At 46.7% G+C, this 14,159-nt stretch carries 16 protein-coding genes; 7 read left to right on the plus strand and 9 right to left on the minus strand.

Going from position 1 to position 14,159, the window contains the following annotated elements; translation table 11 throughout:
* Positions 1–7 precede the first annotated feature (7 nt).
* Positions 8–754 carry a hypothetical protein gene (locus GEOB_RS03500; RefSeq protein WP_012645798.1) on the minus strand — a complete coding sequence of 249 codons (747 nt, stop codon included), beginning with the start codon at positions 752–754 and terminating at the stop codon, positions 8–10.
* Between the two features lie 150 nt (positions 755–904).
* Here GEOB_RS03500 and trxB point away from each other — a divergent pair, with 150 nt between their 5' ends.
* The 3 genes from trxB (at position 905) to GEOB_RS03515 (ending at position 3,232) form a co-directional block, all read left to right on the plus strand.
* Positions 905–1,855 (plus strand): thioredoxin-disulfide reductase, encoded by a 951-nt coding sequence (trxB, locus tag GEOB_RS03505; protein ID WP_012645799.1) that lies wholly within the window; start codon positions 905–907, stop codon positions 1,853–1,855.
* Positions 1,856–1,927: 72 nt separating this feature from the next.
* Positions 1,928–2,665, plus strand: a complete 738-nt coding sequence (locus tag GEOB_RS03510) for a magnesium chelatase domain-containing protein (protein ID WP_012645800.1) — start codon at positions 1,928–1,930, stop codon at positions 2,663–2,665.
* A 36-nt stretch (positions 2,666–2,701) separates the two neighbouring features.
* A complete protein-coding gene (locus GEOB_RS03515; RefSeq protein WP_012645801.1) occupies positions 2,702–3,232 on the plus strand; it encodes a phospholipase D family nuclease in 531 nt (176 codons plus the stop codon).
* A 78-nt stretch (positions 3,233–3,310) separates the two neighbouring features.
* Here GEOB_RS03515 and GEOB_RS03520 read toward each other — a convergent pair whose 3' ends face one another.
* The 6 genes from GEOB_RS03520 to GEOB_RS03545 all read right to left on the minus strand — a co-directional run bounded on the left by GEOB_RS03520 (position 3,311) and on the right by GEOB_RS03545 (position 7,639).
* Entirely contained in the window at positions 3,311–3,718 is a 408-nt protein-coding gene (locus GEOB_RS03520) for a very short patch repair endonuclease (RefSeq protein ID WP_012645802.1), read from the minus strand.
* 1 nt (position 3,719) lies between these two features.
* Complete coding sequence (locus GEOB_RS03525) at positions 3,720–4,442, minus strand: GIY-YIG nuclease family protein (RefSeq protein ID WP_012645803.1); 723 nt, start codon at positions 4,440–4,442, stop codon at positions 3,720–3,722.
* Complete coding sequence (locus tag GEOB_RS03530) at positions 4,442–5,587, minus strand: DNA cytosine methyltransferase (RefSeq protein WP_012645804.1); 1,146 nt, start codon at positions 5,585–5,587, stop codon at positions 4,442–4,444. The genes GEOB_RS03525 and GEOB_RS03530 overlap by 1 nt, the downstream gene beginning before the upstream one ends.
* Before the next feature lie 70 nt (positions 5,588–5,657).
* A complete protein-coding gene (locus GEOB_RS03535; RefSeq protein WP_012645805.1) occupies positions 5,658–6,479 on the minus strand; it encodes a competence protein CoiA family protein in 822 nt (273 codons plus the stop codon).
* A gap of 153 nt (positions 6,480–6,632) precedes the next feature.
* Positions 6,633–7,244, minus strand: coding sequence for a recombinase family protein (locus tag GEOB_RS03540; protein ID WP_012645806.1), 612 nt, complete (start codon positions 7,242–7,244; stop codon positions 6,633–6,635).
* A complete protein-coding gene (locus GEOB_RS03545) occupies positions 7,241–7,639 on the minus strand; it encodes a DUF2493 domain-containing protein (protein ID WP_012645807.1) in 399 nt (132 codons plus the stop codon). Before GEOB_RS03545 ends, GEOB_RS03540 begins: the two co-directional genes overlap by 4 nt.
* Before the next feature lie 345 nt (positions 7,640–7,984).
* Here GEOB_RS03545 and GEOB_RS03550 point away from each other — a divergent pair, with 345 nt between their 5' ends.
* The gene (locus GEOB_RS03550; protein ID WP_012645808.1) at positions 7,985–8,401 is read left to right on the plus strand and encodes a hypothetical protein; all 417 of its coding nucleotides are present in this window, start codon (positions 7,985–7,987) and stop codon (positions 8,399–8,401) included.
* Positions 8,402–8,500: 99 nt separating this feature from the next.
* A complete protein-coding gene (locus GEOB_RS03555; RefSeq protein ID WP_012645809.1) occupies positions 8,501–9,037 on the plus strand; it encodes a hypothetical protein in 537 nt (178 codons plus the stop codon).
* Positions 9,038–9,996: 959 nt separating this feature from the next.
* On the opposite strand, the gene GEOB_RS03565 is transcribed toward GEOB_RS03555, so the two are convergent.
* Positions 9,997–10,317: a helix-turn-helix domain-containing protein gene (locus GEOB_RS03565; protein ID WP_012645811.1), complete on the minus strand. Its 321-nt coding sequence runs from the start codon at positions 10,315–10,317 to the stop codon at positions 9,997–9,999.
* 201 nt (positions 10,318–10,518) lie between these two features.
* On the opposite strand from GEOB_RS03565, the gene GEOB_RS03570 reads away from it, so the two are divergent.
* Positions 10,519–10,959, plus strand: a complete 441-nt coding sequence (locus GEOB_RS03570; protein ID WP_012645812.1) for a hypothetical protein — start codon at positions 10,519–10,521, stop codon at positions 10,957–10,959.
* A 161-nt stretch (positions 10,960–11,120) separates the two neighbouring features.
* On the opposite strand, the gene GEOB_RS19210 is transcribed toward GEOB_RS03570, so the two are convergent.
* Positions 11,121–12,962: a recombinase family protein gene (locus GEOB_RS19210; protein ID WP_012645813.1), complete on the minus strand. Its 1,842-nt coding sequence runs from the start codon at positions 12,960–12,962 to the stop codon at positions 11,121–11,123.
* 159 nt (positions 12,963–13,121) lie between these two features.
* On the opposite strand from GEOB_RS19210, the gene GEOB_RS03580 reads away from it, so the two are divergent.
* The gene (locus tag GEOB_RS03580) at positions 13,122–14,000 is read left to right on the plus strand and encodes a YifB family Mg chelatase-like AAA ATPase (RefSeq protein ID WP_268741659.1); all 879 of its coding nucleotides are present in this window, start codon (positions 13,122–13,124) and stop codon (positions 13,998–14,000) included.
* Positions 14,001–14,159: the final 159 nt, after the last annotated feature.

The following is a 14,159-nucleotide window of genomic DNA, read 5'->3' on the forward strand; positions in this document are numbered from 1 at the left end:
AACTATGTTAAAAGCTGACCGCCGCCTTCAGTGAATAAATGGGGCGTGCCGCATATTCAACTTCCGCGGTGATGCCCAAAAGCGGCAGGGGGGTCAGCTTCAGCCCGCCGAAGACGCGGGGCTGCCAGAGCTTTTCGCTTGCGAGTCCCGGGGAAAGGGTCAGTAGATTGCCCTTTGCCTTGCTGTCGATCCAGACCGCGCCCGCACCGGCATAGGGGGTGACCAGGACGAAGCCCTTGCTGATAGAGGCGTCGACACCGACCGTCTGCAGGTCCAGATCGCCGACACCTGCAAGTTTGGTGTAGGTGGCGCGGATACCGAGGGCAGGAGTCACGGTCGTTCCTTCCAGGATCGCCTTGCTGATCTCGGCGCCATAGAGCTTGATGTTGCTGTCCGGGACATAGGAATACATGGCGCCGATATCTATGCCGAAAGGAAGACCCTTGCGAACTCGGATTTTCGGCAGGTAGAGGTAAGAAGGAGCGTTCCCATTAAAGGCGTTTTGCCAATAATTATTAGTTCCATCTTTCTTGATGGACACGGCGGACACTTCGATTCCTGCATCGAAACCGGTAATGCCCAAGGGCTCTGCAGGGGCGGTATTTCTGTAGGCCATGGCCGTGCCGGCTTCCTTGGTCAAATGCTTGAAATCATCCTGCGTGAGTCCTGAGCTGAAACTGATGTCCCTTGCTGCAGCACTGCCGGCCATAAACAGGCCCAGGCATAAAACCACCATAGAAATACGCTTAACCATTGCTTCCTCCTTGTGCATAGCAAATATATGTGTGTGAAGTTTAACAGAGCCCTGGCGCACGGTCAATGACAAAGACCCTGTTGCTGCCTTGCAATTTGCCTATCATACTGGTATCTTATCGCCAAACTTAGACTATCGGGAGAGTTTCGAATGGCAATAGTACATCATAGGCTGATTATTCTCGGTTCCGGACCGGCGGGCTATACGGCGGCAATATATGCAGCCAGAGCCAATCTCAACCCGGTGATAATCACCGGTCTGCAGCAGGGTGGACAGCTGACGACGACAACCGAGGTTGATAACTGGCCGGGAGACTTCGAGGGGGTCCAGGGGCCCGAGCTGATGGAGCGTATGCTCAAGCATGCGGAGAGATTCAACACCCGGATCATCTATGACCACATCAATAAAACGGATTTGCAGCAGCGTCCTTTTATCCTCGAAGGGGATTCCGGCACCTACAGCTGCGATGCCCTCATCATTGCCACCGGCGCTTCTGCCCAATACCTGGGACTTCCCTCGGAGCAGGCCTTCAAGGGCAAAGGCGTCTCAGCCTGCGCCACCTGTGACGGCTTTTTTTACCGCAACAAGCCCGTCGCCGTCATCGGCGGCGGGAACACCGCCGTCGAAGAAGCACTATACCTGGCCAATATAGCCAGCCACGTTTTCGTCATCCACCGCCGCGACCAGTTCCGCGCGGAAAAGATCCTGGCCGACCGCTTGATTGAAAAGACCAAGGGGGGCAATGTCACCATTGAGTGGCATCACACCCTGGACGAAGTGCTTGGTGACGAATCGGGGGTAACCGGCATCCGCATCCGCCATACCAGCGGCTCCACCAAGGATCTTTCCGTTCACGGCTGCTTCATCGCCATTGGTCATACTCCCAATACGCAGATGTTCGAAGGGCAGCTGGATATGGAAGGGGGTTACATCCGTACCCTCTGCGGCACAGACGGGAACATGACTGCCACCAGTATCCCCGGCGTCTTTGCTGCCGGCGACGTGCAGGACCAGTATTACCGCCAGGCGATTACATCGGCCGGTACCGGCTGCATGGCGGCCCTGGATGCGGAGCGGTACCTGGATATGCTGAAACCATGAGGAGTAAGGGGTGAGGGCTGAGGTGAAAAACCCGCCTTGCCTCCTCACCCCTCACCGAAAGACGGAGGTTCCATGCTTGCCAAGGTTCTCAGCAGTGCCCTCTTGGGTATCGATGCCATAATGGTAGATGTGGAGGTGGATATTGCCCAGGGACTGCCTCAATTTGCCACAGTCGGGCTTCCTGACGGGGCGGTGAAGGAGAGCAAGGACCGGGTAAAGTCGGCGCTGAAAAATTCCGGTTACGAGTTCCCCAATCGCAAGATCACCGTCAACCTGGCCCCTGCCGATGTGAAAAAGGAAGGGGCAGCCTTCGATCTCCCCATCTCCATCGGCATCATGGCTGCAACCGGGATCGTCAAGCCCGACCACTTGAAGAAATACCTGCTTCTGGGGGAACTGTCCCTGGATGGGGGTGTCAAGCCGGTTCGGGGTTGTCTTTCCGTGGCCGTGGCGGCAAAAAATGCCGGGCTTGCCGGCATTATAGTTCCCGAAGAGAATGCCCGCGAAGGGGCGGTGGTCGAGGGAATAGAAGTTATCGGTGTTTCCGAACTGGCCCAGGTGGTGGAATTCCTCAACGGCGAACGGCCCATTATTCCCTATTCAGTAGATATTCAACAGCTCTTTAGCCAGAGCTCCGAGCACAACGACGACTTTTCGGAAGTGAAGGGGCAGGAACACGCCAAGCGGGCGCTGGAGGTGGCTGCTGCCGGTGGGCACAATATTTTGATATTGTGGCCTATAAAACCCCAGATATCTGCCATATCATTTGCTGACTCATATTTTACAGAACTCGCTTTCAAGGCGGCTTAACATACCATTTTTGATTACCAACACTACTATTGACCGATGAAATTACCTACAGCATTTCTTCCAATCATATTTTTCTGCTTTGTATCAATCGTTCAAGCAGCTTCTATCCCTGCAACTGGCGTTATAGAAGCATTCTTTAGCCCGAACGGTGGCTGCACCGATGCAATTGTTCGTGAAATCTGCAATGCAAAGTCCGAAGTATTGATCCAAGCATATTCTTTTACGTCCGTCCCGATCGCTAAAGCAATAGTTCAGGCCAAGAAACGTGGTGTGAAAATCGAAGCTGTCCTTGATAAGAGTCAGCGAACCGGCAAGTATTCTGCTGCTACGTTCCTAGTCAACGCCGGAATTCCTGTATTGATTGACGACCAACACGCGATAGCGCATAACAAAATTATCATCATCGACCGCAATACGCTGATAACGGGGAGTTTTAATTTCAGTAAGGCCGCTGAGGAGAAGAATGCTGAGAACCTTCTAGTCTTTAAAGGGAACACGCCCCTTGTATTGCAATACATCCAGAACTTCGATCATCATAAAAGACATTCTGAGCCTTACAACCGATAGTTTAAGTGTAGTTTATATTGTGAACAACTTGACCATTCGCGTGTCATGGTTACTGTAACCGCAGTTGGTTAAGCAAATTCAACGAAGAAAACTGCAAAGCATATCACCAAGTTTATCAGAATCTTTCAGTTCGCATTCCCAGATGACAAGCACGCTCCATCCTTGTGCGCTCAACGCTTTCTTGTCCAATATATCACGCTTGCGATTTCGCTCTATCTTGGTTTGCCAATATGTTTGATTGGTTTTCGGAATGCGAGAGCCACGAGGGCAAGTATGTCCATGCCAAAAACAGCCATGAACGAATATGACTTTACGTCGAGCGGGTAGAACTATATCTGGACAACCGGGGAGGTCTGCACGGTGGATACGGAAGCGGAAACCCATTCGGTGAAGCATGGATCTTACCGCCTTTTCAGGGGAAGTGTTTTTTCCGTGTACCTGACGCATGATTTCACTTCGCTTTTCAGAAGTGAACACGTCCGCCATGCTATTCTTCTTCGTTGATTTCAGCTGCGAGTTCGCATCGACGCTCAGAAAGCCATTGAAGTCTTTTGGCCTGGGTGAGGAGAACCTTTCGCAAACCCTTTTGCACTTTGCGTTCGCAGATAACTTGGGCAAGTCTAGCAAGCGTCATAGCACGGCGGGCAATCCGTAAATCGGGATGATCACGCAATGCGCTTACTTCGTCGGTAACAATGCGTTCCTTATGGGATTGGGGAACTTCTATTTCTACGCGAGGAGCTGGAGGGTCTTTTTCGTTAAGAACGGCCCCGAAACGTGACTCGTTAAGCAGTTTTTGGAAGATATTATATTCCAAGGCGTCCAGATGTTCTTTTGCAACCTTTTTCGCGGCTTTGTCGTTCTTTCCGATTTCCTGAAACTGCGGCAAGGGCCATACTTCGATATAGCACACTTCAAATGGGTCGAGAACGTTCATCGCTACTGCGTCAGTTCGCTGGTTGGTTAGATGGCGGCGGATGCGCGTTCTAAGCTGTTCGTTGGTTTGCCCGACATAAATCGGTTCCCCATCATAGTCATAGAAGGCATACACGCCCCATATATAATTTCCTAGCTTGGCCGGAGTTTCACCAGAGACGTCAACCACTTTATCGAGAAAACTGGTAAGCGCTTCGCGAAGATGTTTAGTCTCAAAAGGTAATTCAGCTATATCTAAGGTAGGTGGTCTGAAATCATGTTGTTCTTCTGGCATCAGGCAGCGCACCTCATAGCGGATTTATTTGCATTCAAAACTTGCTCAATGATGTTTTTTGCGATATGGCGCACCACTGGAACCGCTACACCGTCTCCGGCAAGGTGATACGCATCGTTATATTTCTCAGGCAAATGGTAACTTTCTGGCAAACCCATCAACCTGGCTGCCTCTCTGGGTGAGAGCAAGCGTGTCTTGACTTTATTGCCTTCGACCAAGATGATGATTTGCCGACTCGAACCGCCTGAAGGAGTTCTCAGGCATCCCGCGATATCATCGAAACGTACTTCTGCGCGCTGCCGTTTTATGCCTTCCTTGTCCTTTCGAGTGCGTTTATAGATGGTGCCGACAACGCGCTTTCCAGCTTTCTTCGCTTGGCTGAGCTTTTCAAGATTGATTGGCGACATCATACCGATTATGCGATTCGTTTCAAAAGGTGTGTGCCATTCAACGCCTTTCGGCTCATTCTCTACCATGTCCGAAAATGTCGTCGTGCGCGGTTTGGGAACAGGCAGATTCCACCATAACCATGATGCCCTGGCAGTCTCGGAAAGTAAATCGTAAGAAAGCCCGAGTGCGTCTGGATGCCAGCGTGGATCAGGAGCCCCAACAAGACGTTTTGGTACTTCTAACGTATTATGTATTGCAATTATGAATAGGCGAGGACGGCTATGCGGAAGAAAAAGAACCGCGTCTATCACCATGGGACCACACCTATACCCGGCTTTAACCAGTTCTTCAATGATAATGGATAAGTCTTTTCCGTCGTGGCTCGTTACGGTACCGTAGACGTTTTCAAGGATAATTGTTTTCGGTGCGCGGCCTTCTTTCCGCAGCTTAGTTATCACATTCCAAAACGGCCAAAACGCTCCTGAACGTTCCCCGGCAATACCTGCACCGTTACCGGCAAGTGACAAGTCTTGGCAAGGGAATGACGCCCAAGTTAAATCAGCCGTGCCTAGAAGCTGGGAGGTTTGGATTTTTGCGACGTCTTCCACGACAAAATGATCATTTCCACGAAAATAAGTGCGGTAAGAAATAGCTTTTTTCGGGTCAAAGTCGTTGGCAAAAACGCACTCCCACCCCTTTCCAAGCCCAATTCTTGCCATTCCTCCGCCTGCAAAAAATTCATAAAAGGTTTTCATACACGGCCACCCCTTTTAAAGCGAATAATATACCAAAAAACCAAATGAAATGGTATCCAATTTAGTTGTGTTATAATTCCAGCCCTAGTTTTTCGGCCTCTTTATTCGGCAACCATTTCATAAACTTGCCACATTCTGTGCAAACTACCTTGTAGCGTTTGATTTTTTCAAAGTTGGGAACGTAATTTATAGTTTGATGTTTGCATTCGATTTTTGGCGGGGGTACATATACAGCATCAATGAGAAAATCTGTAAGCGACACTCGCTGCTCTAATCTTCTCATAGAAATGAATCTATTTGTGCAATCTCCTCCGCCACGAGCCCATTTTTCTTGGAAATAAGGCAATAAAACAGTTCCAGACGGGAGAAGATACCCGGCATATACACAACCCGGAAAATCTTTTTTCACAAACAGGCGCTTTTCGATTTCTTTCAGAGAGTATACGAACGACTTCGTTTCTTTGCGGAAATTGTCGCCAACTAGCAGATAAATAACCACCATTCCCTTTCTAGCATATTCATATATCTTGTCTTCAAAATAGGAAATATTGTAATTGGATGCCTGAATCTCGATAGCGGCGGTTATCCAAGTTCCTTCCCAATACACATCTGCCCGTAACGAATCTATGGGATGTTCAAGTTCGACGATCCCGTGGTTTTTCATCGCCTGTATCGTTTGGTATACAAGCTGTTTCCCCCATACATGGTCTTCGGTTTCTGGTTCCGATTCGCAATCACACTTAGTAAGGTGTCGGAAGTGCTTAATTTTTAAGGTACAGTCCATAAAAGAAAGACGGCCACCACAACCCTTGCAGGTATATAATGGCTTTCTTTCCGTAACTTCCCACGCGAACACTTTTGTTCCATCTTCATCAAGGGCTACAAGTGGCATGCAAGAACCTCCTGTTTTCCCAATAATATACACTGGCAATACGACATAATACGTCATTTACTTTATTTTGCCAATTTCGGCGTAACTGCTTGCCCTACATCTCCAGCGAGATAAATGTTGTAACCACCCGGTTTATTGAATTAATTATTACGCTTACCGCTTTATATTCCGTGACATCATAAAATTATATACCGTTCCGCGTGACACGGTGAAAATCTTGGATATTGAGGCTAACGAAACTTTTTTGTGAAGCAGTTCACTTATCTGGCTCTCCATCCCGTCGAGTTTACTTGCGCTTGTCCGCCCTTTTGGCCTTCCAATCTTAACCCCTGCCGCTTTTTTGGCCTCTAATGCCCTCCTTGTCCGTTCCGAGATCAAGTCCCGTTCCAGTTCAGCAAAGAGAGAAAACATCGTCAACATCACTTTAGACTGCATATCTTCGTTTCCATTGGTTACTATATTCTGCTTAATAGCAACAAACCGCACGCTTTTGTCATGTAACCATTTAATAATATTCAATACCTCTACTGTACTCCTGCCGATTCGAGATAGTTCGGACACGATAACGGTGTCGCCAGCCCCCAATCGCCCCATCAGAAGGTCAATCAACCTTTCTCTTGTTCCTTTCCGACTGGAAACTTCCGCCTCGATAAAATCATCAACCTGCCATCCGTTCCGCTGGGCGTAATTCAGTATCTCATACCGTTGATTTTGAAGATCCTGTTGGCTGGTACTGACTCTCAAATATGCGATTGTTCGGCTCATTCATTACCTCCTGCCAGCAGTGTTGTTGTTTTTATGCCTTTATCTACTGATATAATTGAAATATTTTTCAATCCCTTCGCCTTCGCACATTCGATCATGTGTAGAGTACCTGGAGACTTGCCATCCCAAACGGCAATGAGTGCGTCAGCAATTTCAGCCATTTGTTCATTTCGTAATATCCCCGCGCCTTTGCCGTACCGTTTCCAATCCGCCGCAACCCGAATATTATCAATACCGTTCTCAGTAGCGTAGCGAGACGCTAGGCAATCAATACCCCTTGCCATTCCATCAACGATGGCGGTTATATTCAGCCCACGGTTCCGCGCCTCATCAAGCGCAGTACGGATAAGCTCATAATCAGTTATTCCTCTGCTACCAGCAACGATGACCTTCATGCTGTCCTGCCTCCAATTTACCGCCGAAAAATCCGTCACAATTCGTAAGTGTCTAGGAATACTATCAAATTGTAATTTTAATGGTCAGCAGATGTCAATGGTTTCACCTGTTTTATTGGAGCATGCCAACCATTGAAACTGTTGGTTTTCTTGGTTAATAATTTTGGCTCAATTGGTGTTTTTTTGTTGACATGGATTATTTTTAGTGTATTGTGCTGCCCCCTGAAATTGGAGGGCCAAACAACAGTGTCTTGTTGTGGCCAATATAACCCCATAATTTTAATGCTGACGGCGCCGTCACACACATGCAGTGCAACGCTGTAACCCACTAAAAGGAGAAGAAAAATGATAACTCAACATTTGCAATCAGGCACTATCAACCCATTACCACCTGAAATAATTGGGACGGCGGACCTCTGGCCGCAAGCTGCACAGGAGCAACTTGCCAAGTTTATTCTGGAAGTATGCAAGCTACAGCCGCGCCTTGCGCGGACTGCACCGCTCCGAACAAGTAAAAAGAAGGCTCATAACAATAATATTCCATCGCTGAAGGAGACATACCCAATGAAAAAACGCACTAAAAGCAGAATCGCATCTTACCCGCTGCCACCTGAATTGCTCGGCTCAGTGGACCCGTGGCCAGCAGCAATTCAGGAACAGCTTGTTTCGTTTGTCCTTGTAAAAAGGAAAAGGACATACCGTTACGAGCCGAATAACCTTTTTGACGCCTTTCTAATGTCAGGGCTTACCGTCGGCAATTGAGCTTGACCGGCAGGACGGTTCATACCGTCCTGCCGGTCAGATGAAATGCGAGTTAGAAACGCACAAACAAATTATCAGCAAATTAAAAGGAGAAAGACAATGGCAACAAACAAAAGTGAAATATCCACGACACCAACACGAGTAGAAGTAAGGAAAACCGCAGAAGCACAGACACTTATAGGTTTGAAGGAACGTTGGGATGCTGGTGACAACGACTTGTACTATTCCGCTGAAATCAACGAATATCTGTTTGTCACTGACGAAAACATAATCAGCGTCTGGAAAGAGGCTAAGGGATCTCATGGACGTACATACGAGTATGTAAGCACATATTACTGGCGTGAAATTGAATCCTTGTCTGTTGCCAACCTACCAGCATTTAATAAGGATTCAGACCAACGGTATTTTGCTGAGTTCTATCACTACAAAATAGACATGCTTTTCAAGCTGCTTGCTGGGGCCAGTAATTATGCATATTCGTATGATTGCAAGCCAAAACATATTTGGCGGATGAATGACATGTTGAGGGGAAAGGATTTTAAGGGAGCAGCAGAAGCTATCATCTCGGATTTTATTAGAGAATTCAATTACAATGATGGTGGAGACCCTGCGGTGATGGACGAGCTATGGATATAATGTCGTGCCAGTAACTCATGGCAGCTCAAAATGGGTTTTTGATGGCCTCGAACAATTTTGAGCTGCTTTTGGAATCAATTTTATAAATAGTAACGAACCACAGTTCCATCAGCAATGCCTATGGGATTTCCAGAGCTGAATTTAAGCCCGTTGTTTGCCTTGATGGCAGAATATTATCTAATTCAATACGAAGGTAACTATATGATATTACAACACAACCCATCGCATAGAACCATATATGCCGACTTTATTAAACTCAACGGTCCCTTTGCGTACTTCATAACTCTGACATTTCAGAGACTCCAAACTATTGAAACATGCACTCAACAGATTAATTACCTGATTTACCTTCTGAATAATAAAATCTGTGGCAGAAACAATAATGCTGAATTTCTTCAAGGCTTCTGCTTTTTTGAAAAGCATAAGACATCAGCGAATAATCCTTTACACAGTCACATTATCATTAAAGATGACAGTAAACTTGATCTGGAGTCAAAGGCATCTTTTGCTGACCACTTCTGGACCATGATAAATAAAGTCCGGGCAGTAAAAAGCAATTGTGTTACCGATAAGAAAGCCTTTAACCCGAAATGCTGCGATATTAGACGCGCACATGATCAAGACGGCCTCATAAAGTACGTGACAAAGATATTTGAGAAACCTATTGATTACAACTACTTCAGGCCAATTGGAAAAAATGGGATATGAGAGGCATGAGATGATTAAATCTATCTACGTTTCAAAAAAGACTGGCCGACGACAGTACCGCATCTGCCTTTACCTACCGGAAGAACTGATCAGAAAGCTCGACCGCTGGACAGTTCAGCACCGATTTGCAGGGACAACTGGTCAGTCCATTACTACAATGCTGAATATGCTGCTGTGAGTCGATCTTGATACCAAATGATTTTATCTCGGTTTTGAAGATGCAAAGACGATGCATGGCATGCTGGCTTCACTTATTTGACGAAAGCTTTCACGATTCGATGAAGAATTTTCAACTGATCGTCGGTCACGGTTTCCAGCACGCTGTCAATCTGGTCAATGCTGGCTGGTCGCGCCTCGTGATGCGAAAACTCGAATAAATCCTTTATTTCCACGTCCAGAGCCTGCGATATATTTTCCAGTGCTTCCAGTGACGGCGAACTCCTGCCAACCTCAATAAAACTCACATATTTCGGATCTACACCGATCTTCTCCGCAAGCTTCTCTTGAGTCACCTTCCTGAGCTTGCGGAGTTCTTTTATCCGCGCTCCAAGCAATTCCTTTGTCGTTTTCATGGCTCCCCCAGTTCCGGTGATGATCGGACTTATCAGAGCCAAAAAGAACTAACCTAGTATTAGCATATAATTGACATTACTAATTATTTGTTATAGTCATCTAACAGCAAATTAGTCATTTCCGTCTTTGTCAAACATTCAATTAGTTATTTGAGTACATCCGGTTATACCGGACACATCACCCCATCGGAGGTATCTACAATGCAGCAGAATGTCGAGAGCGGCCGTTGTTCATCCAACCTACTGAAAATCCTGTTCATTGCTATGTCGATCACTGCCTTGCTCATCACCGGTTGTTCTGCTGCACCGCCGGACAAAATGATGCAGGAATACGTTACGATCCAGTCCAATGACGGGAAAGTTCTTTACAAGTCAAACGGGTCGCTCAAGGATGTGATGGATAATTATTGGGCTCCGCTGGCAAAATCAAAGATCAAGACCAGCAAATCGGGTGGGGCATACGTGTTTAGCTTCAAATCTAAGAACTACGATAAAGTTGAGTTCACGATTGCCGAGAATGGCAGCTTGAAGAAGGTTTTGATGAAAGGTGGGTCGGATTCAATCGAAATCGCTGATGATAAACCGGATGCGATGCACAATATTGCAATGGGAATGTTCCAGTTTGACGCCGTAAATCAATAACCTACTGAATTATATGTACTGTTTCAAAATGGTGGGCTGGCGGCAGTATGCCGCCAGCCCATTAGTATTTCCTCGTTGTATGGCTGTTTCCTCAACCAAATTCTGGATCTTGTCGCAGGATCATCCCTTTTGAACCGTGTAACTGCCTTTAACTGCGTATGCTAGGGCTGAAAGTCACCGATATCTGATTTGCCAACAAATGCAAAAAAATTCTCGTCACCCTGCTTATCAACCCAAAGCTTGTATTTGGCGGCCTCGTTCGGCGAAGGCGTGATCATGCGATAATTGCCATTTTTAAAACGTATAATGAAAAATCTATTGTTCCGATCCTTCAAGTTGTTGAAATAATCAGTAAGCCTTGTAGCAGATTGATCGGCAGCTTCAATACTTAAACCGCCAGCTTTTTGGGCGGCAAAATCTACCTCCATTTCGTATGCGGTATTAATCGTGCTGTTCGATGGCATATATCCTACCGGATAAACATCTATCCGCTCAACAAGCTGCCTAATCTCGCCACGTAATTTCATTCTGACATCAATTGCCTGCTCTGCTGGAACAGAACCTATAAACTGATAAAGCTCCTTCAACCCCTGTATTGATTGTTCGATTGTTGTTTGCTTGTGTGACAGTTGGTTTATTTCCTGATTTATAATTGATCGTTCAGCAGGAATGGCGGTTTGCCTTGTAACTAATTTGTTAATTTCAGCCATGGTTCTATCTCGTACAGCTTGGTTCTCAGCTTGACTGAGTGTTTCATACAAGACATTTATTCTGCGTTCAAGTTGTTTAAATTCATCATTTATAACGGCCAAACGTCCTTGTAAACCCGCAATCTTGGATTCCTTTTGTATTGCATCGTCAGTCAACAGGTCAGCGATATTAAGGCCAGAACAGAAGCTCAAGAATGCATCTTCAAATTCTGGGTATCGGAAACTATGATACTCACATCCCATTTTTCTTCTGGCGTTGTCACATACCAAATACATTCCTGCTTTTGTTTGATTCCCTTTGTTGACAAACTGCATAGGTTTCCCGCAGTATCCGCATTTAGCAAGTCCACCAAACAAATTACTCAACTTACCGTTTTTACCGCCAAAGTCTTTGTTACTCTTGCAGCGCTCTTGAACTCTATAAAACACTTCGTCTGCAATGATACGCGGATAGTAATCGCTGAATACCTCGCCGGTTGGTTTTCGTACCTTTTCCCCTGCTTCCTCATCTGTTACCATTATATGTGGCTCAAATTCCCCTAATACGGCCTTATTGTGTAAGATCTTCTTGACGTAACTTGGAAACCAACCGTTATCGCCTTTCCAAGCAGGAATTTTTTCCGTGTTCAATTTTTTAGCAATTGAAGCCGCACCGATTCCTTGAAGTGCCATATTAAAAATACGCCTGACAATTGCAACCCTGTATTCTATTCCATTAAATTTGATCTTGCTTTCATCGAGTTTTAGCCACGCAGGGGCGCGAGCAGTAAGTTTTTTTTCAGCGATGTTTTCCCGTTTAGCTTTCCAATTGTCAATATGTCTGATAGATTTAGTCAAACTTTCGTCATAAGAACGCGCCATTATTCCAAGACTTGTAAAAACTTGGGAAATATTGTCATTCCATGTTTCATGGCGATACTCACTGCGATCAATCAAGGTTACAACTATAATGCCATAACTTGTTATTTCTCTTAACTGGTCAAATGCAGTCATGATTTTCTGACGGCTTAAACGATCCAGTGATTCAACTAGTAATATAGAGTTTTTAGGTATTTTACCTCTTTTGGCAAGTTCCAAGAACTCACCCAATGCTCCACGAGTCCGGTGTTTTCCGGAAAATGCTGAAAGCCCCAAATCTTTTAACGTCAGTGATTCATCTAATACCAAACCTTTTTCTTGAGCGTACAGCCGCGATTTTTCCATTTGACGCGCAAGGCTGTACCCTTTAAGTTGCTCAAGTGTGGAAAAACGAATGTATGAATAGCAGCGTGGAGTGTTATAGTCTTGGGTCATTATAAGCCTTTACATACATTGGATAACTTAGCGTTATTTTCAGCTAAAAAGCGAATTAATGTCAAGGGGTATATTGGCCACAATATACTAATATTATGGCCAATAAAACCCCAACTACAACGAGACAAATATTCAGTAGGTTATATTAGCCATAATATATTGATGATCGGTCCTCCCGGGTCGGGCAAGACCATGCTGGCCCGGCGGATTCCTTCCATTCTCCCCACCATGTCCTTCAACGAGGCGATAGAAACTTCGAAAATCTACAGTGTCATGGGGCTACTAGATCGTGACCGGGCGCTGGTTTCCGGCCGTCCCTTCCGCAGCCCACACCATACCATCTCCGATATCGGTCTGATTGGCGGCGGGAATACGCCAAAACCTGGTGAAGTGAGCCTCTCCCACAATGGTGTGCTGTTCCTCGACGAACTGCCCGAGTTTAAAAAGCATGTGCTGGAAGTGCTGCGCCAGCCCCTTGAGGACGGTCGGGTCACCATTTCCCGCGCCCTGACCTCACTTACCTATCCGTCCCGGATCATGCTCGTCACTGCCATGAATCCCTGTCCCTGTGGATACCTGGGGGATCCCCTCCACCAGTGTTCATGCACCCCGGTAATGATCCACCGTTACCGCTCCCGCATCTCAGGGCCCCTCCTGGACCGCATTGACATCCACATCGAGGTGCCAGCCGTCAAATACCGAGATCTGGCTGACCGCAGCGAGGGCGAAGGCTCTGCAGCCATAGCAGGCAGGGTAGAGCAGTCGAGAAACCTGCAGCTGGAGCGTTTCAAGGGAAGCAAAGTTCACTGCAACGCGCAGATGACGCCACGCTTTATCAAGAAATTCTGCGAACCGGACGCAGCCGGTCAGCGTATGCTGGAGATGGTCACTGACCGTCTCGGCCTCTCCGCGCGGACCTATACCCGCATTCTCAAGGTCGCCCGCACCATCGCCGATCTGGAGGGGAGCGACGGGATCAGGGAAAATCATATCTCGGAAGCAATCCAATATCGCAGCCTGGATCGGAAGATGGTTTGAAAAATAAATTGCCACAGAGCCCCGCGGGGCAGGGCAGTTTCTCCAAACTCACCCGGCTGATAGCTGTAATATCAAAATATTCCTATCTTTAAACTTGAAATAGCGTAAAATTAAATTTGGGACTTCCTCAAAACACGACACTCATTCATCAGTGCCCCC

The sequence above is a fragment of the Geotalea daltonii FRC-32 genome (assembly GCF_000022265.1).
Classification (GTDB): Bacteria; Desulfobacterota; Desulfuromonadia; order Geobacterales; family Geobacteraceae; genus Geotalea; species Geotalea daltonii.

Excerpts from the sequence above, each read along its gene's own strand:
- GEOB_RS03565 (WP_012645811.1), bottom strand. The coding sequence starts at position 10,317 with ATGAAAACGACAAAGGAATTGCTTGGAGCGCGGATAAAAGAACTCCGC.
- GEOB_RS03555 (WP_012645809.1), top strand. The coding sequence starts at position 8,501 with ATGGCAACAAACAAAAGTGAAATATCCACGACACCAACACGAGTAGAA.
- GEOB_RS03520 (WP_012645802.1), bottom strand. The coding sequence starts at position 3,718 with ATGGCGGACGTGTTCACTTCTGAAAAGCGAAGTGAAATCATGCGTCAG.
- trxB (WP_012645799.1), top strand. The coding sequence starts at position 905 with ATGGCAATAGTACATCATAGGCTGATTATTCTCGGTTCCGGACCGGCG.
- GEOB_RS03540 (WP_012645806.1), bottom strand. The coding sequence starts at position 7,244 with ATGAGCCGAACAATCGCATATTTGAGAGTCAGTACCAGCCAACAGGAT.
- GEOB_RS03545 (WP_012645807.1), bottom strand. The coding sequence starts at position 7,639 with ATGAAGGTCATCGTTGCTGGTAGCAGAGGAATAACTGATTATGAGCTT.
- GEOB_RS03510 (WP_012645800.1), top strand. The coding sequence starts at position 1,928 with ATGCTTGCCAAGGTTCTCAGCAGTGCCCTCTTGGGTATCGATGCCATA.
- GEOB_RS19210 (WP_012645813.1), bottom strand. The coding sequence starts at position 12,962 with ATGACCCAAGACTATAACACTCCACGCTGCTATTCATACATTCGTTTT.
- GEOB_RS03535 (WP_012645805.1), bottom strand. The coding sequence starts at position 6,479 with ATGCCACTTGTAGCCCTTGATGAAGATGGAACAAAAGTGTTCGCGTGG.
- GEOB_RS03500 (WP_012645798.1), bottom strand. The coding sequence starts at position 754 with ATGGTTAAGCGTATTTCTATGGTGGTTTTATGCCTGGGCCTGTTTATG.
- GEOB_RS03515 (WP_012645801.1), top strand. The coding sequence starts at position 2,702 with ATGAAATTACCTACAGCATTTCTTCCAATCATATTTTTCTGCTTTGTA.
- GEOB_RS03530 (WP_012645804.1), bottom strand. The coding sequence starts at position 5,587 with ATGAAAACCTTTTATGAATTTTTTGCAGGCGGAGGAATGGCAAGAATT.
- GEOB_RS03550 (WP_012645808.1), top strand. The coding sequence starts at position 7,985 with ATGATAACTCAACATTTGCAATCAGGCACTATCAACCCATTACCACCT.
- GEOB_RS03525 (WP_012645803.1), bottom strand. The coding sequence starts at position 4,442 with ATGCCAGAAGAACAACATGATTTCAGACCACCTACCTTAGATATAGCT.
- GEOB_RS03570 (WP_012645812.1), top strand. The coding sequence starts at position 10,519 with ATGCAGCAGAATGTCGAGAGCGGCCGTTGTTCATCCAACCTACTGAAA.